This window comes from Pseudonocardia sp. DR1-2, assembly GCF_023717215.1.
Taxonomy (GTDB): domain Bacteria; phylum Actinomycetota; class Actinomycetes; order Mycobacteriales; family Pseudonocardiaceae; genus Pseudonocardia; species Pseudonocardia alni.
Genome location: NZ_JAMQOF010000007.1, coordinates 300,491 through 323,604, shown reverse-complemented (window position 1 = coordinate 323,604; position 23,114 = coordinate 300,491). Strand labels below are relative to the sequence as shown.

At 75.8% G+C, this 23,114-nt stretch carries 18 protein-coding genes, 1 tRNA gene and 1 pseudogene; 7 read left to right on the top strand and 13 right to left on the bottom strand.

Going from position 1 to position 23,114, the window contains the following annotated elements; genetic code table 11:
• Window positions 1–5: 5 nt before the first annotated feature.
• From ND486_RS22155 to ND486_RS22135, 5 genes are all read right to left on the bottom strand, one after another.
• Window positions 6–638, bottom strand: coding sequence for an ANTAR domain-containing response regulator (locus tag ND486_RS22155; RefSeq protein WP_308215872.1), 633 nt, complete (start codon window positions 636–638; stop codon window positions 6–8).
• 574 nt (window positions 639–1,212) lie between these two features.
• Window positions 1,213–1,289, bottom strand: a tRNA-Leu gene (locus ND486_RS22150).
• Window positions 1,290–1,362: 73 nt separating this feature from the next.
• Window positions 1,363–2,073 (bottom strand): metallophosphoesterase, encoded by a 711-nt coding sequence (locus tag ND486_RS22145; RefSeq protein ID WP_251786414.1) that lies wholly within the window; start codon window positions 2,071–2,073, stop codon window positions 1,363–1,365.
• Window positions 2,070–3,230: a class I SAM-dependent RNA methyltransferase gene (locus tag ND486_RS22140; protein ID WP_251786471.1), complete on the bottom strand. Its 1,161-nt coding sequence runs from the start codon at window positions 3,228–3,230 to the stop codon at window positions 2,070–2,072. Before ND486_RS22140 ends, ND486_RS22145 begins: the two co-directional genes overlap by 4 nt.
• 32 nt (window positions 3,231–3,262) lie before the next feature.
• A complete protein-coding gene (locus ND486_RS22135; RefSeq protein WP_251786413.1) occupies window positions 3,263–5,344 on the bottom strand; it encodes an APC family permease in 2,082 nt (693 codons plus the stop codon).
• A 140-nt stretch (window positions 5,345–5,484) separates the two neighbouring features.
• Here ND486_RS22135 and ND486_RS22130 point away from each other — a divergent pair, with 140 nt between their 5' ends.
• On the top strand, window positions 5,485–6,147 hold the full coding sequence (locus ND486_RS22130) for a TrkA family potassium uptake protein (protein WP_062402712.1): 663 nt from the start codon (window positions 5,485–5,487) through the stop codon (window positions 6,145–6,147).
• Window positions 6,147–6,800, top strand: a complete 654-nt coding sequence (locus tag ND486_RS22125; RefSeq protein ID WP_073576990.1) for a TrkA family potassium uptake protein — start codon at window positions 6,147–6,149, stop codon at window positions 6,798–6,800. Before ND486_RS22130 ends, ND486_RS22125 begins: the two co-directional genes overlap by 1 nt.
• A 43-nt stretch (window positions 6,801–6,843) precedes the next feature.
• Here ND486_RS22125 and ND486_RS22120 read toward each other — a convergent pair whose 3' ends face one another.
• The 4 genes from ND486_RS22120 to dut form a co-directional block, all read right to left on the bottom strand.
• A complete protein-coding gene (locus ND486_RS22120) occupies window positions 6,844–7,620 on the bottom strand; it encodes a DUF3159 domain-containing protein (RefSeq protein WP_251786412.1) in 777 nt (258 codons plus the stop codon).
• Window positions 7,621–7,668: 48 nt separating this feature from the next.
• Complete coding sequence (locus ND486_RS22115; RefSeq protein ID WP_020622832.1) at window positions 7,669–8,046, bottom strand: OB-fold nucleic acid binding domain-containing protein; 378 nt, start codon at window positions 8,044–8,046, stop codon at window positions 7,669–7,671.
• 250 nt (window positions 8,047–8,296) lie between these two features.
• Complete coding sequence (locus tag ND486_RS22110) at window positions 8,297–11,767, bottom strand: DUF3710 domain-containing protein (RefSeq protein ID WP_251786411.1); 3,471 nt, start codon at window positions 11,765–11,767, stop codon at window positions 8,297–8,299.
• A 24-nt stretch (window positions 11,768–11,791) separates the two neighbouring features.
• Window positions 11,792–12,307, bottom strand: coding sequence for a dUTP diphosphatase (gene dut, locus ND486_RS22105; RefSeq protein WP_251786410.1), 516 nt, complete (start codon window positions 12,305–12,307; stop codon window positions 11,792–11,794).
• Between the two features lie 25 nt (window positions 12,308–12,332).
• Here dut and ND486_RS22100 point away from each other — a divergent pair, with 25 nt between their 5' ends.
• Complete coding sequence (locus ND486_RS22100; RefSeq protein WP_073576993.1) at window positions 12,333–12,830, top strand: DUF3093 domain-containing protein; 498 nt, start codon at window positions 12,333–12,335, stop codon at window positions 12,828–12,830.
• Window positions 12,831–12,903: 73 nt separating this feature from the next.
• Here ND486_RS22100 and ND486_RS22095 read toward each other — a convergent pair whose 3' ends face one another.
• Complete coding sequence (locus ND486_RS22095; protein ID WP_010223990.1) at window positions 12,904–13,206, bottom strand: DUF4193 domain-containing protein; 303 nt, start codon at window positions 13,204–13,206, stop codon at window positions 12,904–12,906.
• A gap of 313 nt (window positions 13,207–13,519) precedes the next feature.
• Between ND486_RS22095 and ND486_RS22090 the strand changes: the two genes are divergently transcribed.
• Both ND486_RS22090 and cei read left to right on the top strand, forming a co-directional pair.
• Complete coding sequence (locus tag ND486_RS22090) at window positions 13,520–14,605, top strand: phosphotransferase family protein (protein ID WP_251786409.1); 1,086 nt, start codon at window positions 13,520–13,522, stop codon at window positions 14,603–14,605.
• Window positions 14,605–15,234, top strand: a complete 630-nt coding sequence (gene cei, locus ND486_RS22085; protein WP_224402768.1) for an envelope integrity protein Cei — start codon at window positions 14,605–14,607, stop codon at window positions 15,232–15,234. Before ND486_RS22090 ends, cei begins: the two co-directional genes overlap by 1 nt.
• Window positions 15,235–15,267: 33 nt before the next feature.
• Here the strand turns inward: cei and ND486_RS22080 are convergent, their stop codons facing one another.
• Entirely contained in the window at window positions 15,268–16,098 is an 831-nt protein-coding gene (locus ND486_RS22080) for an inositol monophosphatase family protein (protein ID WP_251786408.1), read from the bottom strand.
• 230 nt (window positions 16,099–16,328) lie between these two features.
• On the opposite strand from ND486_RS22080, the pseudogene ND486_RS22075 reads away from it, so the two are divergent.
• Window positions 16,329–17,789: pseudogene (locus tag ND486_RS22075) on the top strand (RNA polymerase sigma factor); the annotation flags it as partial.
• A gap of 63 nt (window positions 17,790–17,852) precedes the next feature.
• On the opposite strand, the gene ND486_RS22070 reads toward ND486_RS22075, so the two are convergent.
• Window positions 17,853–18,707 (bottom strand): alpha/beta fold hydrolase, encoded by an 855-nt coding sequence (locus ND486_RS22070; RefSeq protein ID WP_251786407.1) that lies wholly within the window; start codon window positions 18,705–18,707, stop codon window positions 17,853–17,855.
• Between the two features lie 81 nt (window positions 18,708–18,788).
• Window positions 18,789–19,358, bottom strand: coding sequence for a CHRD domain-containing protein (locus ND486_RS22065; RefSeq protein WP_178375081.1), 570 nt, complete (start codon window positions 19,356–19,358; stop codon window positions 18,789–18,791).
• A gap of 231 nt (window positions 19,359–19,589) precedes the next feature.
• On the opposite strand from ND486_RS22065, the gene ND486_RS22060 reads away from it, so the two are divergent.
• A complete protein-coding gene (locus ND486_RS22060; protein ID WP_251786406.1) occupies window positions 19,590–23,093 on the top strand; it encodes an ABC transporter ATP-binding protein in 3,504 nt (1,167 codons plus the stop codon).
• The last annotated feature ends 21 nt before the right edge of the window (window positions 23,094–23,114 follow it).

Below are 23,114 nucleotides of genomic sequence, written 5' to 3'. Positions count from 1 at the left end.
GCGCCTCAGGAGGACTTGGCCGGGGCCAGCCCCTCGACGACCGCCTCGGCGACGGCCTTCATGGTCGTCCGGCGGTCCATCGCGGTCCGCTGGATCCAGCGGAAGGCCTCCGGCTCGGACATCTTCTGCGCGGTCATGAGCAGGCCCTTGGCCCGGTCGACGACCTTGCGGGTCTCGAACCGCTCGTTGAGCGAGGCGACCTCGTCCTCGAGCGCCTTCTTCTCGGCGAACCGGGAGACGGCGAGCTCGATGGCCGGGACCAGCTCGTGCCGCGCGAACGGCTTGACCAGGTAGGCCATGGCGCCGGCGTCGCGGGCGCGCTCGATCAGCTCGCGCTGGCTGAACGCGGTCAGCATGACCACCGGCGCGATCTTCTCCTCGACGATGGTCGACGCCGCCTCGATGCCGTCCTTCTTGGGCATCTTGACGTCCATGATCACCAGGTCGGGCCTCAGCTCGCGGGCCTGGGTGATGGCGGCCTCGCCGTCGCCGGCCTCACCGGCGATGCGGTAGCCCTCCTCGGAGAGCATCTCGGCCAGGTCCATGCGGATCAGCGCCTCGTCCTCGACGACCAGCACCCGCCACCCGGGCTGCGGGCCGTCCTCGGCCGGCTTCTCTGCGGGAACGTTGTCGGTCACCGGAGAACTCCTTCATCGGTCAGTGGGGTGTCCGGAGCGCCCAGGCTACCGGCGGTATGGGTGCACAGCCGAACCACTTCGGCCTTTCGTGTGCGGAAACACGATCCGCCGACCGCATTACCCGTCCGATCGGGCAGGAGCGGCGGTGCTCACGTCGTCGGGCCGATCGCGGCGTCCGGCGCGGCGACGGCGTCACGTCACGCGACCGACGGCGAGGTCGCGTGCGCCGGCCGGTGTGCGATCCCCGGCCGGTCCCGGGCCGCCGCCCCGGCGAGCCGCACGACGTCGTCGGAGGTGGTGTCGAGGAACCGGCGCACAGTGGCGTACTCGCACAGGGAACCGTCGGACCGGCGGCCCCGGACACGGTTCGTGGCGCGACCGTCGTCGGAAGGGGGACAAGCCGCGCGGGAAGCGGTCGGAGTGGGCGTCGACGGTGTGGCGCCGCCTTTACCGAGCCGGACCGGGGGGTGTGCCCACCACGTCCACCCGGAGGAACATGCAGGCCAGACGGCGAAGGCACCCCGGGACGCGGGTGCCCGGAGCCGTGGGCCGACACGTCGGCCGGAACGGCGAATGGTGCCCCCGGTGGGATTCGAACCCACACTGTACGGTGTTTGAGACCGCTTTCTCTGCCAGTTGGAATACGAGGGCGAAAGCAATTCACTGCATTCTGTGGTGAACCGATCCTAGCGGGTTCCGGGCAACCCGCGGCAGCCGACCCGCCTCACACCGGCCAGCTCAGGAACCGGCTGCGCGGCGGCCCGTCGCCGAGCACGTGCAGCACCCCACCCGGCGCCGGGACGGGGTCGCTCCCCCCGGTCCCGGGCACGTCCGGCCAGCGCAGGGCGGGCGCCACCGACGGGGCGACGACGAGCGGGTGCCCGGCGAACGTCGTCGCCAGCGGGGTGTGGACGTGCCCGCACACCACCAGCGTCGGGTCGCTGCGCGCGGCGAGCAGGGCCTCGAACACACCGGCCTCGAGCAGCCGCATCCCGTCGAGGACCGGGTGCCCGACCGCGACCGGCGGGTGGTGCAGGGCGACCAGCAGCGGCGCGGGGTCCCGGACGGCCTCGGCGAGCAGGGCGACCGCGGCGTCGGACAGCGCACCGTGCGGCGCCCCGGGGACGAGGGTGTCGAGCAGCGCGACGGTGGTCCCGCCGGTGCGGTGCAGCCGGTCGCCCACCGGTCCGACGGCGTCGGCCATCGCGGCGCGGTCGTCGTGGTTGCCGGGCACGTGCAGCGCACCGAGGCCGTCGAGCAGCAGTGCGGCGGAGGCGTAGGACTCGGGGGCGCCGTCGTCGGCGAGGTCGCCGGTGACGAGCACGACGTCCGGCGCCGGGTCCAGCGCACGGACCCCCGCGACGGCGCGGGCGGCCCGGCCGTCGGTGTCCGGGCGGCCGAGGTGCAGGTCCGACAGCTGGACGACGGTGGTCACCGCGGGATCCGCTCCAGCAGGGCGGCCGCCTCCATGTGGTGGGTCATCGGGAACGCGTCGAACGCCCGCAGCGCGGCGGTGCGGTACCCGGCGGCGGCGAACAGCGACAGGTCCCGGGCCAGCGCGGCCGGGTCGCAGGCGATGTGCACGATCCGCTGCGGGGCGCGGGCGGCGAGGTCGCGCACCGCGGCCTTCCCGAGCCCGGCGCGCGGCGGATCGGTGACCACGACGTCGGGGTCGGGGCCGAGCCGGCCGATCTCACGCTCGGCGCGGCCGCGGACGAACTGGACCTGCGGCAGGTCGGCGAGCGCGGAGGCACCGTCGGCGACCGCGGACGCGGCGGACTCGACGACCAGCACGGTCCCCGACTCCCCCACCTGGCCGGCGAGGACCGAGCCGAGCAGCCCGACGCCGCCGTAGAGGTCCCAGGCGACGCCGCCGGTGGGGGCGTCGGCCCAGTCGCGCACGACGGACGCGAGGGTGTCCGGCAGCGCCGGGTGGACCTGCCAGAACGTGCCGGCCGACAGCTCCCAGGTGCGGTCCGCGGCGTGCACGGTCGCGCCGGAGCCGACCCGGGCGGCGCCGTCGCCGACGACGGTGACGTCGAGCTCGGAGTCGGGCCGGAAGCGGCGCTCCAGCACCGGCGGCAGCGCGCCGGCCGGGACGAGCGGGCAGTCGCCGATCTCGCACACGTCGTGGCTGCGGTGGGCGCGCAGGCCGGGGACGCCGTCGTCGTCGACGGCCAGCCGCACCCGGGTGCGCCAGCCGAGCGGACCGCCGGGGAGCTCCTCGACCTCGACGGCGGCGAGGTCGGCGGTGGCGACGACCGCGGCGCCGGCGCCGAGGCGCTCCAGCTGCTCGCGCAGGACCGTCGTCTTCAGGGCGCGCTGGGTGGCGTGGTCGGTGTGCTGGAAGTCGCAGCCGCCGCAGCCCCCGGGACCGGCCCACGGGCAGGCGGGCTCGACCCGGTCCGGGGACGCCTCCAGCACGGCGACGGCGTCGGCGCGGCAGAACGCCCCGCCCGGGTCGTCGGTGACCACCGCACGGACCAGCTCGCCGGGCAGTGCGTGCCGGACGAACACGACCCGGCCACCGTCTCCGTCGCGGGCCACGCAGTGGCCGCCGTGCGCGACGGGGCCGACCCGCAGCTCCAGCATGCGGTCGGTCCAGTCGGTCGCCGTGTCGGCGTTCACCGGTTCTCCTTCCTCGTCACCCGGGGTGCGGACGGGGTGCCGCCACCCGTCCCGACGCCCGCGCCGTCGCGGCGTTCGCCGGGCAGCTGCTCCATGCCCGGGTAGCCGCGCCGGGACGCCCCCGGCGCCTGCAGCGGCGACAGCGCCCGTGTGCGCGACGACGACGGCAGCTGCCACGGCACGCTGGTCACCATCACCCCCGGCTGGAACAGCAGCCTCGACTTGAGCCGCAGCGCGCTCTGGTTGTGCAGCACCTGCTCCCACCAGTGCCCGACGACGTACTCCGGGATGTAGACGGTGACGACGTTGCGCGGGGAGTCGCTGCGGATGCGCTTGACGTAGTCCAGCACGGGCCGGGTGATCTCCCGGTAGGGCGACTCGACGACCTTCAGCGGGACCGGCAGGTTCCGCTTGTGCCACTGCTCGACGAGCTTCTTGGTCTCGGAGTCGTCGACGTTGACCGTGACCGCCTCGAGGATGTCCGGGCGGGTCGCGCGGGCGTAGGCCAGCGCCCGCAGGGTCGGCTTGTGCAGCGTCGAGACCAGGACGACGGCGTGGTTGCGCGAGGGCAGGACGTCGTCGGACTCGTCGGCGACCAGCGCGGCGGCGACCCGGTCGTAGTGGAGCTGGATCATCCGCATCAGCACGAAGAACCCGCCCATCGCGACGATCGCGATCCAGGCGCCGAGGGCGAACTTCGTGACGAGCACCGTGACCAGTACGACGCCGGTCATGCAGGCACCGAACCCGTTGATCGACTGGGCGCGGCGCATCCGGCGGCGTTCGGACGCCGAGGGGTCCAGCGCGAGCTCCCGGTTCCAGTGCCGGACCATCCCGGCCTGGGACAGCGTGAACGACACGAACACGCCGACGGTGTAGAGCGGGATGAGCCGGGTGACCTCGGCCTGGAACCCCACGACCAGCAGGATCGCGAACAGCGCGAGCGCGACGATGCCGTTGGAGAACGCGAGCCGGTCGCCGCGGGTGTGCAGCTGACGGGGCAGGTAGCGGTCCTGGGACAGGATCGAGCCCAGCACCGGGAAGCCGTTGAACGCGGTGTTCGCGGCGAGGACCAGGATCAGTGCCGTCATGACGATGACGAAGAAGTAGCCCGGCGGGAAGTTGTCGAACACGGCGTCGGCGAGCTGGGCGATCATGGTGTGCTGCTCGTAGCCGGGCGGCGCGTCGGGGAACTGGCGCGCCGGGTCCTCGGCGATCTGGACGTGGGTGAGCTGGGCCAGGGCGATCAGCCCCATGAACAGCGACACCGACATCACGCCGAGCAGCAGCAGCGTGGTGGCCGCGTTCCTCGACTTCGGCTTGCGGAAGGCGGGCACGCCGTTCGAGATCGCCTCGACACCGGTCAGCGCGGCGGCGCCCTGGGTGAAGCTGCGCAGCACGAGCAGCACGAGCGCCAGCCCGGTGAACGCGTCGCCCTCGGCGACCAGGTGCAGGTCGGCGCTCTCCGCCCGCACGGAGTCGCCGAGGATCAGCACCCGGGTCAGGCCCCAGATGATCATCGTCGCGACGCCGATGACGAAGGCGTAGACCGGGACCGCGAAGGCCGCGCCGGACTCGCGGATGCCGCGCAGGTTGACCGCGGTGAGCACGGCGATCGCCGAGACGGCGAACAGCACCTTGTGCTCGGCGACGAAGGGCACCAGCGCGCCGATGTTGGCCGCGGCCGCGGAGATCGAGACCGCGACGGTGAGGGTGTAGTCGACGAGCAGGGCGCTGGCGACGGTCAGCCCGGCGTTCTTGCCGAGGTTCACCGTCGCGACCTCGTAGTCACCCCCGCCGGAGGGATAGGCGTGGACGTTCTGCCGGTAGCTGGCGACGACCGTCAGCAGGACGACGACGACGGCGAGACCGATCCACGGCGACATCGCGTAGGAGGCGACACCGGCGACCGACAGGGTCAGGAAGATCTCCTCGGGGGCGTAGGCGACCGACGACATGGCGTCGGAGGCGAACACCGGGAGGGCGATCCGCTTCGGGAGCAGGGTGCTGGTCAGGCGGTCGCTGCGCTGCGGTCGTCCGACCACGAGCCGCTTGAGAGCGACGGCGAGCTTGGACACGGGGCGCAGCCTATGCCCCCGCTCCGTTGCGCTTCGCGATAGCGTTCACTCCGCGTCGTCGGCGTCCGCGTCGCCGTGCGTACAGAAGGAACGAATCGTACATCCCGGGCTCCCCACCCGGCGGAAGGACCCCTGACGCCATGCACGTCGTGATCATGGGATGTGGCCGCGTCGGCGCGTCCCTGGCCTCGGGCCTGGAGCGGCTCGGCCACGAGGTCGCGGTGATCGACCGCGACCCGCAGGCCTTCCGCAGGCTCGGCCCGGACTTCCGCGGGCGCCAGGTCGTCGGTTTCGGCTTCCACCGCAGCGTCCTCGACGAGGCCGGGCTGGAGTCGGCCGACGCGTTCGCCGCCGTCTCCTCCGGGGACAACTCCAACATCATCGCCGCCCGGGTGGCGCGCGAGAGCTACGGCGTCGGCAAGGTCGTCGCCCGGATCTACGACGCCAAGCGCGCCGCGGTGTACGAGCGCCTGGGCATCCCGACGGTCGCGACGGTCCCGTGGACGACCGACCGGCTGCTGCGCATGCTGCTGCCCGACGGCGTCGCCACCGCCTGGCGCGAGCCCACCGGCACCGTGGCCGTCCTGCCGCTGCCGCTGCACGGGGACTGGGTGGGGCGCCCGATCCGCGACCTGGAGCGGGCGACGAGCTCGCGGGTCGCGTTCATCGTGCGGTTCGGCACCGGCGTGCTGCCGACCAAGGACACCACCGTGCAGCACGAGGACACCGTCTACGTGGCGGCGGTCTCGGGCACGGTCAGCGACGTGACGGCGGCCGCCGCGGCGCCGCCCGAGGAGGACTGATGCGGGTCGCGATCGCGGGGGCGGGCGCCGTCGGGCGGTCCATCGCGCTGGAGCTGGTCGAGTCCGACCACCGGGTCATGCTGATCGAGCGCGAGCTGACCCACATCGACCCGAACGCCGTCCCCGAGGCCGAGTGGGTGCACGCCGACGCCTGCGAGCTGTCCTCGCTGGAGGACGCCGGCATCGAGGGTTGCGACGTCGTGATCGCCGCGACCGGCGACGACAAGGTCAACCTGGTGGTCTCGCTGCTGGCGAAGACCGAGTTCGGGGTCCGCCGGGTGGTGGCCCGGGTGAACGACCCGCGCAACGAGTGGCTGTTCGGCGAGAACTGGGGCGTCGACGTCGCGGTGTCGACGCCGCGGCTGCTGGCGGCGCTGGTCGAGGAGGCCGTCGCCGTGGGTGACCTGGTGCGGCTGCTGACGCTGCGCCAGGGGCAGGCGAACCTCGTCGAGGTGACGCTGCCCGAGGACACCCCGCTGGCCGGACGGCCGGTGCGGGTGCTGGAGCTGCCGACGGACTCGGCGCTGGTGACGATCCTGCGCGGCGGCCGGGTGATCGTGCCCCAGCCCGACGACGCCCTGGAGGGCGGCGACGAGCTGCTGTTCGTGGCGACGACGGCGGTCGAGGAGGACATCCGCGCCGCCCTCATGTGACCCCGCCGGGGACCGGCGCGCGGACCTCGCGCGCCGGTGCGGGTCAGGCGGTCGCGGTGCGGGCGCGTTCGGCGCGGCGCACGATGAGGATCGTGGCCAGGATCGCGACCCCGGTGAGCGGGTAGCCCATCGCGAGCCGCGCGACGCCCAGCCAGGTCTCGGAGTCGGCCAGGTACAGCCCGCCCTGCACGACGACCTTCGCGAGGAAGGTCGTCGCCCACACCGCGGTGGCCCAGCCGTAGGCGCGGACCAGGTGGGGGTCCCGGCGCCACTCCGTGCCGTGTCCGTTGATGCCGTGCCAGATCACCCCGGCCAGCGGCCAGCGGGCGACGATCGAGACCAGCGCGACGATCCCGAGGGCGCCGCTGTAGAGCAGACCGGGCAGGTAGAAGCCGCGGGCCTCGCCGGTCCGGCTCGCGACGAGCGCGCACACCCCGACGCCGAGCAGGCCGGAGATGGCCGGCATCACCGGGTCGCGCCGGACCAGGCGCCACAGGAGCACCAGCACCCCGGCGCCGAGCGCGGCGTACAGCGCGGTCCGCAGGTCGCCGAGGACGTTGGCGACGACGAACACCACGACCGGGATCGTCGAGGCGACGATCCCGGTGACCCCGCCCATCTGCTCGAGCAGGGTGGGGGTCGGAGCCCGGCCGCCGGCGTCCGTCGCCGGTGCCGCCGCGGGCCCGGTCCGGTCCGGCTCGGGCCCGGCGGCGTGCGCCGGTGCCGTCACCGGCCGGCCGAGGGGCGCGGTCCGGTCCTGCGGGTCCACGTCGGGGACACGCGGGATCCGGGTGGTCGGGGCGTCGTGGTGGTCGTTCAAGCCGGTCCGATCCGTCGGCTCAGGAGCAGACCGCGAGGGTCCCGCGGGTCACTGCGCCTGGCAGATCTCGTAGTACGGGTTGTAGAGCACCTTGCGACCGTCGCGGACCGAGATCCGGCCGCGGACCCGCATGGTGCGCCCGGCCTCGATGCCGGGAATGCTGCGCCGGCCCATCCAGACCAGGGTGACGCCGTCGGTGCCGTCGAACAGCTCGGCCTTCAGCGTGGCGTCGGCACTCTGCGGACAGAGGTCGACGCTGCGGATCCGGCCGAGCATCGTGACCTCCTCGCCGCAGGCGCAGTCGCGGGCCGGGCGTGCCCCGGTCTCCTCGACGTCCTCGGCGAGATCGCGCGCGTCGAGTTCGTCGACGTCGCTGGTGAGTTTGCGGAGCATCCGGCGGAACGCCCCGCCATCCGTGCTGCCCATGTCTCTCCTCGGCCCGCATCCGGTACCGGCCCGGGGTCACCGGACCCTCCGGTGACCCGCACTCGCGTGGCGACCCGACAGGGTGTCGTGGTGGCGCCGAGAGCGTAACGCGCGGACGCTCCGGTTTGTGCCCGTGGCGGCCCTGACCTCCCGGTCACCGCCCCGCCGACCGGTTCCCGGGCCGCGCCCGGTGGTCGGCGGGCGGGCGCGGGCCGGGCGTACCGGACACCCGCGCCCACCGCGCTCCGGCTCAGTCCCGGCGGTGCCGTCCGAGGTCGCGGGGACCGGTGCCGCCCGCGCGCCGACCGGACGACCACTGGCCGGTGAGCCCGGACCCGCCCGCGGCACGGCCGGCGTCGAGCGCGTCGGGGACGTCGTCGGTCTCGTCGTCCGCGGGGCCGGTGCGGGCCGGGTCCGCGTCCGCGGGGTCCTCGGCGGCGCGGGCCGCGGCCCGTCCGGCGGCGGCCCGGCTGGCCCGGTAGTCGGCCAGACCGGTGACGCCGCCGTGCCCGTTGCTGCGGTCGGCCCCCCGCCCGTCGGCGTCGGGTCCGCGGTCGGCCGACGCGCTGCGGAGCAGGTCCTGCAGGGCGCTGCGTGCCTCGTCGGCCGAGGTGGGACAGCCTCCGTGCCAGGGTCGGCCCGCGTCGCCCGCGGCCCGGAACAGGTCGTCCCCGCCCGGACCCGGCTCGGCCCTGCCGTCCGTGCCGGGCTCGGCCCGACCGTTCGTGCCCGGCTCGGCCGGGCCCGACTCCGGCCGGCCCGGTCTCGCCGGGTCGTCCGTTCCCCGGCCGGACGGGCGCGGCGACGCGGAGCTCGGCGACACGGGGCTCGCCGACACGGGGCTCGCCGACACGGGGCTCGCCGACACGGGGCCGGCGGGCGTGGGACCCGCGGTGCCGCTCCCGGCGTCGGGGGCGGCGTCGGGTTCGCGGCGTCGTCCGCCGCCCGCGGGGGCGTCGAGGGCGACGGCGGCGAGCAGGTCGGCCACCGAGGTGCCCGCCCCCGCTCCGTGCCGGCCGGAGCGGCGGCTGGCGGCGATCTCGGCGGACAGCCAGCCGTCGTCGTCCGGGGTGGGGTCGGCGGGTGCCGTGTGGCCGGGCGCGTCCGCGGTGGGGCGGGTGCCCCGCCGACGACGGGTGGGCGCGGGTGCGGCGGGCTCCGGCGGGGCCGGGAGCCGGTCGAGCGTGGCCTCCATCAGCGGCACGTCCGACAGCGGGATGTCCTCGATGGCCCCGGTGGGCTGCGCCGCCGGTTCGGGGGTGGCGGCCGGGGTGTCCCGGGTGCGCCCGGCGAGCAGGTCCGCGGCGTCGACACGGGTGGCGTCGGCGGCGCGGTCACGCCGGGAGCGACGGCCCGCCCCACCGGTGCCCGGTGCGGCCGTGCCCGCGGCACCGCCGGCGGTGGTCGCGCTGCCGCGGGTCTCCCGTCCGTCCGCGGCGTCACCGGTCCCGAGGCCGGTCCCGGTGCCGGCACCGCCGCCGAGGGCCGGGCCGCCACCGGGAGCCGTGCCGGGGTCGAGAGCCGAACGGCCGTCGAGGGCGGTGCCGGACAGGGAGGGGCCGTCGTCGAGGACGGAGGCCGGCACGGGGGTGCCGGTGTCCAGGATGTCGCCGGCCGACGCGCCCCGGCCGAAACCGGTGAGCGGGGTCGCGGACCGGTCGTCCTCGGCACCCGCGAGCAGGTCGGCGACCGACAGCGCGGTCACCGCCGGGTCCCGGCGGGCCGGAGGCTCCACCGGCTCGGGCTCGGCCGCCCGGACCGGGACGGCCGCGGACGGCGCCGGGTCCGGTGCGTGCAGCGGCGCCGGGGCGTGGATCGGCTCACGGCCGGGCAGCGGGCGCGCACCGGTGTCGGCCCCGGGCCGGACCGGGCCGGCCGCGGGGGCGACGCCACCCGTCGTCGGGATCGCGCCGGTCGGGGTCGCGCTGCCGGGGACGCTCCCGGCCGGTGCGGCACCGGCCGGGGCGCCGCCGAGCCGGTTCGAGCCGGTCCGGTCGGGCCGGGCCGGACGTCCGCGACGGCGGCCGGGCCGCGCCTCGGACCCGGGGGTGACCAGCGGGCCGCCGGTCAGCGCGGTGCGCTCGGCGGGCGACTCGTCGGCGCGGACGGCGGGGGTGAGCTCCGTGCGCTCCGCGGGCTGCTCGGCCGGAGCCGCCGCGGCGGGGCGGCGGACCTGCGGCAGCGCGCGGGTGCGCGGGTCGGCGTCCTCGACCGACGGGCGGGGGCCCACCGGCCCCGCGGGGGGCTGCGTGGCCCGGGCCGCGGGGGCGGCGGGCGCGGTGCGGCGCGGACCGGCCGGGCGGGCGGGCTCCACCGGCGTCGCCGGTTCCGCGGAGGCGGCGGCAGGCACCGGGCGGGCGCCGGTCGCCGGGCCGGACGGCACCGGGGTCGCGCCGGTGCTGCCCGACGGCACCGGGGTCGCGCCCGTCGCGCCGGTGGGGGCCGGGACGGAGACGGTGATGCTGGGCTTCTGGGGCGCGACCTCGGGCTGCTGCTCGCGCAGGTGCTCGGGCAGCTCCAGCGGCAGGACCGTCCGCGGCGGGTACGGCGACTTCCCGCGGACGACGATGATCCCCCGCAGCACGCGGCGGAGCTCGACGTCGAGGGCCTCGACGGTCTCCAGCGACGCCGTCGCCACGCCGTAGACCATCCAGCGCGGGCCGTCGCAGCCGACGAACACCGAGGCGGCGTTCTCGGTACGGGCATGGAGCTCGCGGCCCCAGTCGCCGCGGGCGTTGCGCACCCGGGCGCCGCCCTTGCGCAGGGACTGCTCGATCTCCGCGGACAGGTCCGCCCACAGACCGGACGACCGTGGCGCGGCCAGCGCGCTCACCGCGATCCGGCCCTCGGCCAGCAGCAGGTGCACGGCCTGGGGGCGCTCGGCACCCGCGGGCTCCAGCTTCAGCTCGGCGCCGTAGGGCACCGGGACCTGCAGGGCACCGAGGTCGACGCGGGCGAGCGCGTCGGTCATCGACGGGTCGAGCTCCTCGACGTCGGCCGGGCCCAGCGGGCGGCCGCCGCTGCCGGGCGGCGGGACCGAGAGCGGGGCGTCGCCGACGCCGTACTCGTCCTCGTCGTACTCGTCCTCGTCGTCGTAGTCGTCGTCGTACTCGTCGTCGAGGTCGTCGGACGGCGGCGCGGAGGGGCGCCGGCCCCAGGACGGGTCGTCGGGGTCGCCGCCGTCGAAGCCCTGCGGGGTGCGGTCGCGGGCGTAGGCGAGCTCGTCGTCCTCGACCCGGTGCGACAGCAGCGGCGGCTCCTCGTCGTCCCAGCGGCCGTCGGGGGCGACCCGGTCGTCGTGCGCGGCGGGTGCGGGGTCGGGCAGGCGCCCGGAGGCGCCGGTGGCCGGGGGACGGCCGGTGGTGTCGCGGCCGACCGCGCGCACCGCCGTCGTCGCCGCGGCGGGGCCGTCGGGGGCGGGGACGGCACCGGTCCGCGGGCCGGCCGGGCGGCCGTTCGCCGGTGCCGGGCGGGGGCCGGCGGGGGGCACGGAGCCGTTGCGCCCCGGCGCGGGCGGCCTGCCGTTCGGCGCACCGGGTCCGGAGCCGTTGCGCGGGGCCGCGCCGTTCACCGGCGGCGCCCCGCGACGGGCGTCCTGCTCGGCGTAGTGGTCGGCGTAGTCGTCGAAGTCGTCGATGTCGGAGTCGCCGTAGCCGGGATAGCCCGGATAGGCACCCGTCCCGGTGTCCTCGACCCCGTCCTCGGGACGGATGTCGAACATCCGACCGCGTGCGCGTCCCGGCATCTACTGGTCCCCTCCCCCGGCGACGAGCGCGGCGTTCCCGCCGGTCGAGCCGTGACCGGCGGCGCCGCGTGCCGACGTGGGCAGCGCGGTGACCTCCACGAACCGGGCCGTCTCGACCCGCTGCACCACCAGCTGCGCGATGCGGTCCCCCCGGTGCAGCTCCACCGGCGTGTCCGGGTCGGTGTTGACCAGGCACACCGTGATCTCGCCGCGGTACCCGGCGTCCACGGTGCCGGGTGCGTTGACGATCGACAGCCCGCAGCGGGCCGCGAGGCCGGACCGCGGGTGCACGAACCCGGCGTAGCCCTCGGGCAGCGCGATCGCCACCCCGGTCCCGACGAGCGCCCGGCGCCCGGGCTGGAGGACCACGTCGGTGGTCGTCACGAGGTCGGCCCCGGCGTCCCCGGGCCGCGCGTACGCGGGGTGGGGGACGTCGGGGTCGAGCCGCGTCAGCAGGACGTCGACGGACGCTGCTGCCGGCGGCTGGTCCGGGGGAGCGGGCACGGAACCGGGCACGGCGGGCGACGCTACCCTGGGCCCCGTGAGCGAACGGGTTCCGGAGACCGACTCTGCGACGGCTGGCCCTGCTGCGTTCGACGAGCGGTTGTCCGTCCCGGTGTGGTGGTACCTGCTCGCCGTCGGGCTCGGTGTCCTGATGGGCGCGCAGATCCACATGGGCTATCCCGGCCTGCGGGCGTGGCTGGGCTATCTGGTCATGGTGCCGCTGTGCGTCGGCGTCCTGTGGTGGATGGGCCGCAGCCGCACCACCGTCCGCGACGGCGTGCTGATCTCGAACGGCCGGGAGCTGCCGCTGTCCGCGGCCGGGGTCACCGACACCGTCGCGCGCGCCGACAAGCAGCAGGCGATGGGCCCCGACCTCGACCCGCAGGCCTACGTGCTGCACCGGGCGTGGGTGGGGCCGCTGGTGCGGGTCCAGGCGACCGGCCGCGACGAGCCCTACTGGGTGCTCAGCACGCGCCGTCCCGACGCGCTGCGGGCGGCGATCGCCGCGCAGGCGCCGCACCCGCAGCAGAGCTGACCCCGCGGACGCACGACGGGCCCCGGCGGAGTCCGCCGGGGCCCGTCGTCGTGGTCCCGCAGTGCGGGCCCGGTCAGGCCGCGCAGTCGCGGCAGAGGAACTGCCCGCCCGAGGTGCTGGCGAGACGGCTCCGGTGGTGCACCAGGAAGCAGCTCGCACAGGTGAACTCGTCCGCCTGCTTCGGCAGGACGTTCACCGTCAGCTCCTCGCCCGACAGGTCCGCGCCCGGGAGCTCGTAGCTCTCCGCGGTGTCGGTCTCCTCGACGTCGACGACCGCGGACTGCGCCTCGTTGCGGCGCTGCTTGAGCTCGTCGAGCGAGTCCTCGGCCATCTCGTCGGCCTCATTGCGACGTGGGGCGTCGTAGTCGGTCGCCATCAGGTCTCACCCTTGCCTTACGTCCGTGCTGCTCGATTCGGCCCTCGAACAGCGGTACTTCGCATCGGTTGGTCGTCGCGTGCCGCTGAGGAACGTCGCGGGAAGCGGGTTTGTGCCCGGCTCCCGGAGTGACGCCGGTCTCACCTGCCCCGGTGGTCCGGGTGGCTCGTCCGCCGTGCGTCCTGTCGCGGCCGGTCCGGCACCGGCGGCGGGGAGGGTAGCCCAGCGTCCGGCGGGCGTCGCAGCGAGTCCCCCGATCACGCCGGGTGTCGCCCGGGCGCGGGCGCCGCCGGGCGCACTAGTGTCGCCCGGTGTGACGACGAGCGCCCGCACGCCCACGCCCGGTGCCGACCCCGCCACCGTCGGCGCGTGGCTGTCCACGGCCCTCGGCGACGAACGGTGGCGCGAGGCGCAGCTCACCTCGATCGGCGCCGGGCGGTCCAACCTGACCTATCGGGTCTCCTCCCCCGCCGGCGCCGTCGTGCTGCGTCGTCCGCCGGTCGGCGAGGTCGCCGCGACCGCCCACGACATGGGCCGCGAGCAGCGCGTGATCTCCGCTCTCGGGCCGAGCGCCGTGCCCGTCCCCGCGGTGCTGGCCGCCGACGACGGCGACGTGCTCGGCGCCCCCTGCTTCGTGATGGAGCTCGTCGACGGCGTCGTGCCGCTGGACGACCTGCCCGAGGGCTGGGCGTCCACCGAGGCGCAGCGCCGCGCCGCGGGCGACGCGCTGGTGGACGTGCTGGCCGCGCTGCACGCCGTCGACCCGGCCGCGGCGGGGCTGGGTGACTTCGGTCGCCCGGACGGCTTCATGGAGCGCCAGATCCGGCGCTGGGGCAAGCAGTGGGCCGCCGCCCGCGACGGCGACGACCCGGTCCCCGTCGACGCCGACGAGGAGTCCGAGCTCACCCGGCTGTCCGAGCGGCTGGCCGCCGACGTCCCCGCCGCGCAGCGGCACACCGTCGTGCACGGTGACTACCGGCTCGACAACTGCGTGTTCGACGCCGAGGACCCCGGCCGCATCCGCGCGGTGCTGGACTGGGAGATGTCCACCCTCGGCGACCCGCTGGCCGACCTCGGGCTGCTGCTCGTCTACTGGAAGCAGGACGGCGACGACGCCGTCTGGTCCGCGGCCCAGCCGCTGCCGGGCCCGACGGGCCTGCCCGGCTTCCCGACGCGGCGCGAGCTCGTCGCGGGCTACACCGCGCGGACCGGCCTCGACGCCGGTCCGCTGCCCTGGTACGTCGGGTTCGGCGCGTTCAAGCTGGCCGTCGTGCTCGCCGGGATCCTGGCCCGGGTCCGGGCCGGGTCGGTACCCGAGGAGATGGCCGAGGGCCTCGACGGGTCGGTCGGCCCGCTCGTCGCGCTGGGGCACCACGTCCTGGACGGAGGGTCGTTCTGATGCTTCCCACCCGTACCCGCGGCGACCGTCCCTACGAGCGGCGCCGGACCCGCCCCATCCTGGTCACCACCGCGCTGCTGGCCGTGCTGGCCGTGGCCACGTGGGCGGTCGTGCTGGGCACCGCCTCGGACGGCTCGGCGTCGACGAACTGCCCGGCGCCGTCGTCGGGGACCCTGGCGGGCTCGAAGGTCGACCGCACGGAGCTGGAGTCGGCCGCCCCGACCGCGCCGGACGACGTCCGGTTCCAGGTCCGCAACGCCGGCGGGCAGCGCGGCCAGGCCAACCTGGTGTCGGCCGAGCTGAAGGACCTGCAGTTCGGCGAGGCCGGTACGCCGGGCAACGACACCGTGTTCCCCGACGGTGACCTGGACTGCATCGGACAGCTGCGGTTCGGCCCGGACGGTGCGGCGTCCGCGTCGACGCTGGCGCTCGCGCTGCCGTGCGTCGAGCTGATCCGCGACGACCGGCAGGGCGCGGTGGTCGACGTCGTCGTCGGGTCGGCGTTCACCGACGTCGCACCGGGCCGCGCGGCCCGCGACGTGCTGGACCAGCTGTCCGCGCCGGGGACCGAGGGCGGTCCCCGGGCGGACCCGGGCCTGCTGGCCCAGGCCCGCGCCGCGGTCTGCTGAGCCGCGACCGTCCGGGCGGGGGGTCCGGACCGCTCAGACGGTGTCGGCGCCGCTGCGGCGGGCCAGCGCGGCCAGGTCGGCGGCGACCCCGGGCGCGGCGGCGAGGGTGACGTCGGCACCGAGGGCGTCGTCGTCGACGGGACCGCGGACACCGGGGCTGCCCGCGACGTGCACGACGGCACCGGCCTCGGTCGCGATCAGCGCACCGGCCGCCCAGTCCCACCAGTTGCAGCCGTGCTCGAGGTAGCCGTCGAGCCAGCCGGCCGCGACCGCGCACAGGTCCAGCGACGCCGCGCCGGCCCGGCGCACGTCGCGGACCTCGGGGAGCATCGCCGCGACCATCCGGGCCTGGCGGGTGCGCCGCTCGGCGCGGTAGGCGAACCCGGTGCCGACCAGGGACTGGCCCAGCTCGGTCGTCGCCGCGGCGCGCAGGGGGCGCCCGTCGAGGGTCGCGCCGAGACCGCGCCCGGCCGACCAGAGCCGTCCGGAGGCGGGCTCGGACACGGCACCGGCGACGCCCTCCCCGTCGAGGACGGCGGCGATCGAGATCCCGTACCAGGGCAGCCCGTAGAGGTAGTTCACGGTGCCGTCGATCGGGTCGACCACCCAGCGGGCGGCGGCGGCGTCGCCCGCGCCCTCCTCCCCGTACACCGGCTCGCCGGGGCGCAGCTGCGCGAGCCGGTCCCGCACGAAGCGCTCCACCGACGCGTCGGAGGCGGTGACGACGTCGGTCGGCGAGGACTTCGTCGTGACGCCGTCGTCGTGCGGTGCGGGCAGGCCGCGCAGGTGCTCCGCGGCCTCGGCCGCGACCTGCTCGGCGACGGCGCGCAGGGTGGCGGGATCGCTGCTCTCGTGCGGGCTCACCACCCCATCCGACCACGTGCGGAGCCACCCGGACGCGCGGGGCGGCGTGAGGTGCGTCCCCCCGGCCGGTACGCAGTTACAATGGAACGCGTACCCCGTCTCCGGGACGCGCGGCGACCACCATCGACGCCGGCGACCGAGGCGGTGGCAGGACAGGACATCCCGGCCGTCGTGGCCTCGTCTCCCCCGACGAGCGCGCCGCGACCGGGCCGCGTAACGACTCCAGCGCACGTAGCGAGAGGGCCCAGGTGGCAGCCGCAGACTCCGCAGCACGCAGCGACTCGACCGTCGAACCGACGTCGGGTACCGCATCCCGCAGCCGCCGTACTTCCGGCACCACGAGCACCGCGTCGGCGACGACCGGCACCGCCAAGAAGCCGGCCGCACGCACCCGCAAGCCCGCCGCGGCGGGCGGCACGGCGACCAAGGCCGCGCCGAAGACCGGCCCGCGCAAGGCCGCCCCGAAGAAGGCCTCCACCAAGAAGGCCGACGGCGACGAGCCGGACGCCGACGGCGACGAGGTCGTCCTCGAGGACGGCGAGGTCGACGCCTCGGACATCGAGGCCGATCTGGCCGAGGCCGCGAAGGAGGAGACCGCCGACGAGTCGTCCGACGACGACGATGACGACGACTCCGACGACGAGACCAACACCGGCAAGAACCGGGTGGCACCGACCACCCGGGCGTCGCAGCAGAAGTCGGCGGACTTCGTCTGGGACGAGGAGGAGTCCGAGGCCCTGCGCCAGGCGCGCAAGGACGCCGAGCTCACCGCCTCGGCCGACTCAGTCCGCGCGTACTTGAAGCAGATCGGCAAGGTCGCGCTCCTCAACGCCGAGGAGGAGGTCGAGCTCGCCAAGCGCATCGAGGCCGGCCTCTACGGCGCCGAGCGCATCCGCAAGGTCTTCGAGTCCAACGAGAAGCTGTCCCCGCAGCTGCGGCGCGACCTGCGCTGGATCGTGCGGGACGGCGAGCGCGCCAAGAACCACCTGCTCGAGGCGAACCTCCGGCTCGTGGTCTCGCTGGCCAAGCGCTACACCGGCCGCGGCATGGCGTTCCTGGACCTGATCCAGGAGGGCAACCTCGGCCTCATCCGTGCGGTCGAGAAGTTCGACTACACCAAGGGCTACAAGTTCTCGACCTACGCCACGTGGTGGATCCGGCAGGCCATCACCCGCGCGATGGCCGACCAGGCCCGCACCATCCGCATCCCGGTGCACATGGTGGAGGTCATCAACAAGCTCGGCCGCATACAGCGTGAGCTGCTCCAGGATCTCGGGCGCGAGCCCACTCCCGAGGAGCTCGCCAAGGAAATGGACATCACCCCGGAGAAGGTGCTGGAGATCCAGCAGTACGCCCGGGAACCCATCTCCCTGGACCAGACCATCGGCGACGAGGGCGACTCGCAGCTCGGTGACTTCATCGAGGACTCCGAGGCCGTCGTCGCGGTCGACGCGGTGAGCTTCACCCTGCTGCAGGACCAGCTGCAGTCGGTGCTGGCGACGCTGTCCGAGCGCGAGGCGGGCGTCGTCCGGCTGCGCTTCGGTCTCACCGACGGCCAGCCGCGCACGCTCGACGAGATCGGCCAGGTCTACGGCGTGACCCGCGAGCGGATCCGCCAGATCGAGTCGAAGACGATGTCGAAGCTGCGGCACCCGTCGCGGTCCCAGGTGCTGCGCGATTACCTGGACTGAGCACCACCCGTCGCACGACGAGGGCCCCGCCGGACGATCCGGCGGGGCCCTCGTCGTCCGCGGTCAGAACAGGTCCGGCGTCGCGGGTGCGACGTCGTCGAGGAACGCGGTGACGGCCGGCACGAGGGTCGCCGACTCCCCCACCAGGCCGATGTGCGAGGTCGCGGGCAGCACCACCAGGCGCGCACGGGGGACCTCCTGCAGCATCCCGGTCGCCGCGGCCCGTTCGTCACCGCCGCCGAGCAGGCGGAACATCTCCACCGCGTGCTCGGGCCGCACGCCGTCGGCGTCGCCGACGATCACCATGGACCGGGCCGTGATCGCACGCATCCGGTCGTCGGGGATCTCCTGGTCCTCGGCGTTGAGGACCTTCACCTTCTCCACCCACGCCGCGAACGCGACGGGGTCCGGCGTGTGCTCCAGGAAGGCCGTCTCGACGGGCGAGCCGGCCAGTGTCGTCGCGTCCATCCCCGTGATCGCGGCGTGCACGGCGGGGTACCAGCCGTCGCGGCGGAACGTCGCGGCCATCACGACGAGCTTGCCGACGAGGTCCGGATGCCGGAGCGCGAGCTGCAGCGCCACGCCGCCGCCCTGCGAGTAGCCCATCACGTCCGCCCGGCCGACGCCCAGGCCGCGGAGCAGCGCCGCGGCGTCGTCGGCGAACTGCTCGTAGGACAGCGCACGGGGCACGTCCGGTGTCCGGCCCTGGCCCTGCATGTCGGCGACGACCACGGTGCGGTCGCCGGCGAGCCCGGCCGCCCACGCCGCCATCGAGCCGGCGGCCATGAACGCACCCGGCAGCAGGAGCAGCGGCGGCGACGTCCCGAGCTCGCCGTACACCTCGTGGTACAGGTCCAGGCCGTCGACCGGCAGGTGCCCGCTCGAGGTCGGCGACGGGGTGGTGGCCGCTCCGGTCATGGTGTCTCCCGCGGTGGGTCGAGGGTCCGTCCCCCTACCGACCGTGCCGGGGCCGCGGACTCATCGGCCCCGGCAGCGCCGTCAGCCCGTCTTGGACAGCTGCCCGCGCACCGCGCCGGTCCGGTACTGCTCGGTGTGGGTGTCCACGAACCAGGCCGCCGGGTTGGCCTCCAGGTCCTTGACCGTGAACCCGGTGCCGGTGTCGACGCCGCCGACGACCACACCGGTGGTGAACGGCCCCTGCAGGCAGCCCTTGCTGGTCATCGGGCCGCCGGGCGGGCCCTGCGGGTCCGGGAAGACCATCCGCGGGTTGCCGGACTCGTTCGGCTGCCCCTCCTGCAGGTGCGTGGCGGTCCGCGCGGGGCTGCTGAACGGCGGGGTGACCCCGGTCATCTGGATGTCGTAGCAGACGATGTCCTGCTGGCTGTTCAGGCGCAGGGTGAACTGTCCGCTCGCGCCCTGCTGGCCGGGCACCGGTGCGCCGTCGTCGGCGCGGACCGCGTCCGGGGTCAGGGTCGCGGTGAGCGTGCTGGTGAACGTGGGGGGCTCCGGTACGGGTGCGTCCTCGGCCAGCGCCGGTGACGCGGTGAGTGCCAGTGCCGCCACCGCGCAGAGCGCGCCCCCGGCCCACCTGGTCGACCACGGTCCCATCGGTTCCCCCTCGTGTTCCACGCGTCGCTGCGGGGCAAGCATGCGGACACCGGGGGCCCGGCCGCGCCCCCTCGGGGCGTTGTCGACCGCTTCGTGTGGGGCACCGCCCGATCCGGTTTCGACCGGCCGATCGGGGGCAGGGCCGCCGAAAACCGGGCGATTCCGTCGGGGGTCGCGGTTAACGTCGATCACCGACGGCGCCGGAGATCCCGTAGCGCGGTCTCGTCGGGGGTGTCGAAGGTGCGCGCGCTGTCCTGGCGTCGGCTGGGTGGACCGGTGTCGGTCGTGGCGGTGGGCGCCGCGGTGGTGGCCGCGGTGGCCGAGGCGACGGCGGCGACCGTGGTGGGGGCGGTGGTGAGCGGGCCGACGGCCACCCTGGTCGCCGTGCTGGCCGCGCTGCTGCTGGGCGCCGCCCTGCTGGACACCCTGGGCCGGGTCCTGTTCTCCGGGGTGGTCGGGCGCGCGGAGGGAAGGCTCCGGTCGGACCTCGTGGGGTCCGCGCTGGCGCAGCCGCTGCCCGCGCTGGAGGACCAGGCGGTCGGTGAGCTCCTCGACCGGGTCGACGACGACTGCCGCCAGCTCGCCCAGCTCATCCGGCGGATCGGCTGGGAGACCGGCCGCTCGCTGCTGCGTTCGGTCGTCGCCTGGATCGTCGCCGGACTGGTGTTCTGGCCGGCGTTCGTCGTCTTCCCGCTGGTCGCCGCCGTGATCGTGCTGGTGGCGCGGCCGTTGACGCCGCAGATCGCGCGGGCCAAGGTCGCCGAGGAGACGGCCTGGTCGGACCACGCGGCGCAGCTGGAGGAGGCGGTCGCCGGGCAGGACGACGTGCGCACCTCGCTGGGCCAGCCGCACGTGGTGGCCGGGTTCGCCCGCCGGGCCGCGACGGTCGTCGCACGCACCCACGAGGTGTGCCGGATCGCGACCCGGCTCGGGCTGCGGACGGGCACCGTCGCGCACGCGCTGCTCGGGGCGCTCGCGCTCGGCGGGGTGTGGCTGGTCGCCGGCGACCCGGGCGGGATCGCCGCGCTGGTCACGCTGTGGCTGCTGGTCACCGCGTTCGTCGGGCAGATCGACGCGGTCGTCGACCGGATGCCCGACATCCAGGCCGGTCTGGGCGCACTCACCCGGGTGTCGTCGATGCTGGAGACCGAGCGGGAGCCCGAGGGCGGCCGTCCGCTGCCGCCGGGGCCCGCGGCGGTGGAGCTGCGCGGGCTGACCGCCGGGTACGACGACGGGTTCCGCCTGGGCGGGATCGACCTGACCGTCCCGGCCGGGACGACGTGCGCGCTGCTCGGCCGCACCGGCTCGGGGAAGTCGACGGTCACCAAGGTGCTCTCGCGCGCCGTGGAGCCGCCGCGCGGGCAGGTGTTCCTGGCCGGGGTCGACGTGCGCGATCTCGACCTGGACGGGCTGCGCCGCGCGGTCGGGGTCGTCACCCAGCGCACCGAGATCCTGGCGGCGACGCTCGCGGAGAACGTCACCCTGTTCGACCCCGCCGTCCCGCGCGGCGCGGTCGAGGCCGCGACGGCCGCGCTGGGTCTCGACGAGTGGGTCGAGGCCCTGCCCGACGGCCTGGACACCCGCCTCGGCACCGGCGGGATCGCCCTGTCCTCCGGCGAGGAGCAGCTGGTGGCCTTCGCCCGGCTGCTGGTGCGCGACGTCGCCGTCGTCGTGCTGGACGAGGCCACCGCGCGGATGGACCCGCGCACCGAGGAGCGGGTGACCCGCGCGTCGCGGGCGCTGCTCGCGGGCCGCACCGGGATCGTCGTGGCGCACCGGCTGTCGACGATCCGCCGCGCCGACGCCGTCGCGGTGCTGTCCGACGGCCGCCTGGTCCAGCACGGTGCGCGGGAGCAGCTGGCCGCCGAGCCGGGCCGCTACGCCGACCTGCTCGCCGCGGACCGGTCCCTGCCCGGGGCCACGGGCGCCGCCGGCGCCGTCCGGACCGGGCCCGCGACGGCGCGGCGCGACGACGCGGTCGCCGTCGCCGACCCGGGGTCGCCGCTGCTGCACCGGGCGGTCCGGCGTGCGGTGCCGCCCGTGGACCCGGTGCCCGCTCCCCCGTTGTGGCGGGTCGTGCTGCGGCTGGCGCTGGCCCACCCGCGCTGGGGGCTGGCCGGCGGGTCGATGTTCACCCTCGCCACCCTGGGCTCGGCCACCGGTGTGCTCACCGGCTGGCTGTGGGGGCTCGTCGTCGCGGGGCTGGAGGGCGGCGGCACGCCGTGGGGGCCCGCCGTCGCGCTGACGGTGGTGCTGATGCTGTTCCCGGTGTGGATCGCCGTCGCGTTCCGCACCTACCCGCGCTGGTGGTCCGCGACGACGCTGCGGCTGCGGCTCGGGGTGCTGCGCGGGCAGACCATGCAACGGCGTGGTCCGCGCTCCCCCGCGGGCGAGGTCGTGGCGCGGGCGCTGGACTCGGACCGGATGATCCTCTACGTGGACCGCTGGGTCGACGTCACCAACTCGGTGGTCGTCGTCGTGGTGGCCGGGCTGGTGGCGGCCGACGTGCGGGCGGCCGCCGTCATCGGCGGGTTCCTGCTGGTCTGCGCGGGCGTCGCGGCGATCGGGGCGCCGTTCGCGGGACGCTCCGGGCGGATCGCAGCCGACGCCCGGGCCCGGTTCGGCACCGCGCTGGGGTCGGTCCTGGAGTCGGTGCGCACGGTGAAGCTCGCCGCCGCGACCGGCGCGCTGCGGGCCCACCTCGGCGCCGTCGACGGCGACCGGGTCCGGGCCACGGTCCGCGAGTACCGGGTGCGCACGCTGCTCGACGGTGTCCCCGGTGTGCTGCTGCAGGGCGCGGTGGTGCTCACCTGGTCGCTGTACCTGGCCGGGACCTGGCCGCTGGCGACGGCGCTGCTGGTGTCGACCACGCTGAACGGGGCCGGGTTCCTCGGGCAGGTGTGCGCGGCCGCGGTCACCGAGGCCCCGATCGCACGGCGCTGGCTGCGGGCCGTCGCCCCGTTCGCGGGTCCCGCGGACCTGACCCGGCTGCCGCCGGGGGTCAACCTGGCCACCGGGGCCGCGCCGGCCCCGGGGCCGGTGGAGCGCGAGCCGCTGCAGCGACTGAGCCTGGAGAAGGTCGCCGCCGTGCACGACGACGGCACCGTCGGCGTCGAGGGTGTGGACCTCGACATCGACGCGGGCTCGCTGGTGCTGGTCACCGGCCAGGTCGGGTCGGGCAAGTCCAGCCTGCTCGCGGGCCTGGCCGGGCTCGTGGGGCACGAGGGCGTCATCCGGTGGAACGGGCGCGCGGTCGAGGATCCGCAGACGTTCCTGCGTCCCGGGCAGGTCGCCTACGTCGGGCAGGTCCCGCGGGTGCTCTCGGGCACGTTCGGCGACAACATCGCCCTCGGGCACGACCGGCCGGTGCAGGACGCGGTCGGCGACGCCCGACTCGACCGGGACGTGGCCGCGGCGGGCGGGCCGGACGCCGTCGTCGGACACCGGGGCATCCGGCTGTCGGGCGGGCAGGTGCAGCGGGTCGCGATGGCCCGGGCGCTGGCGACCGGCGCCGAGCTCATCGTCGCCGACGACGTGTCCTCCGCGCTGGACGTCCGCACCGAGATCGAGCTGTGGGCCGCGCTGCGCCGCCGCGGCAGCACCGTGGTCGGCGCGAGCACGAAGCGGGCGGCGCTGGCCCGGGCGGACCGGGTGGTCGTGCTGGACCGCGGGCGGGTCGCCGACGAGGGCACCTGGGACGAGCTGTCGGTGCGGTGGTCGCACCTGGCGGGCTGAGCCCGGTACCGCGGGCCCGGC

Coding starts and splice junctions, on each gene's coding strand:
- ND486_RS22140 (WP_251786471.1), bottom strand. CDS start 3,230: ATGCTGGAGCTGCGGGTCGGCCCCGTCGCGCACGGCGGCCACTGCGTG.
- ND486_RS22130 (WP_062402712.1), top strand. CDS start 5,485: ATGCACGTCGTGATCATGGGATGTGGCCGCGTCGGCGCGTCCCTGGCC.
- ND486_RS22125 (WP_073576990.1), top strand. CDS start 6,147: ATGCGGGTCGCGATCGCGGGGGCGGGCGCCGTCGGGCGGTCCATCGCG.
- ND486_RS22115 (WP_020622832.1), bottom strand. CDS start 8,046: ATGGGCAGCACGGATGGCGGGGCGTTCCGCCGGATGCTCCGCAAACTC.
- ND486_RS22110 (WP_251786411.1), bottom strand. CDS start 11,767: ATGTTCGACATCCGTCCCGAGGACGGGGTCGAGGACACCGGGACGGGT.
- ND486_RS22095 (WP_010223990.1), bottom strand. CDS start 13,206: ATGGCGACCGACTACGACGCCCCACGTCGCAATGAGGCCGACGAGATG.
- cei (WP_224402768.1), top strand. CDS start 14,605: ATGCTTCCCACCCGTACCCGCGGCGACCGTCCCTACGAGCGGCGCCGG.
- ND486_RS22070 (WP_251786407.1), bottom strand. CDS start 18,707: ATGACCGGAGCGGCCACCACCCCGTCGCCGACCTCGAGCGGGCACCTG.
- ND486_RS22065 (WP_178375081.1), bottom strand. CDS start 19,358: ATGGGACCGTGGTCGACCAGGTGGGCCGGGGGCGCGCTCTGCGCGGTG.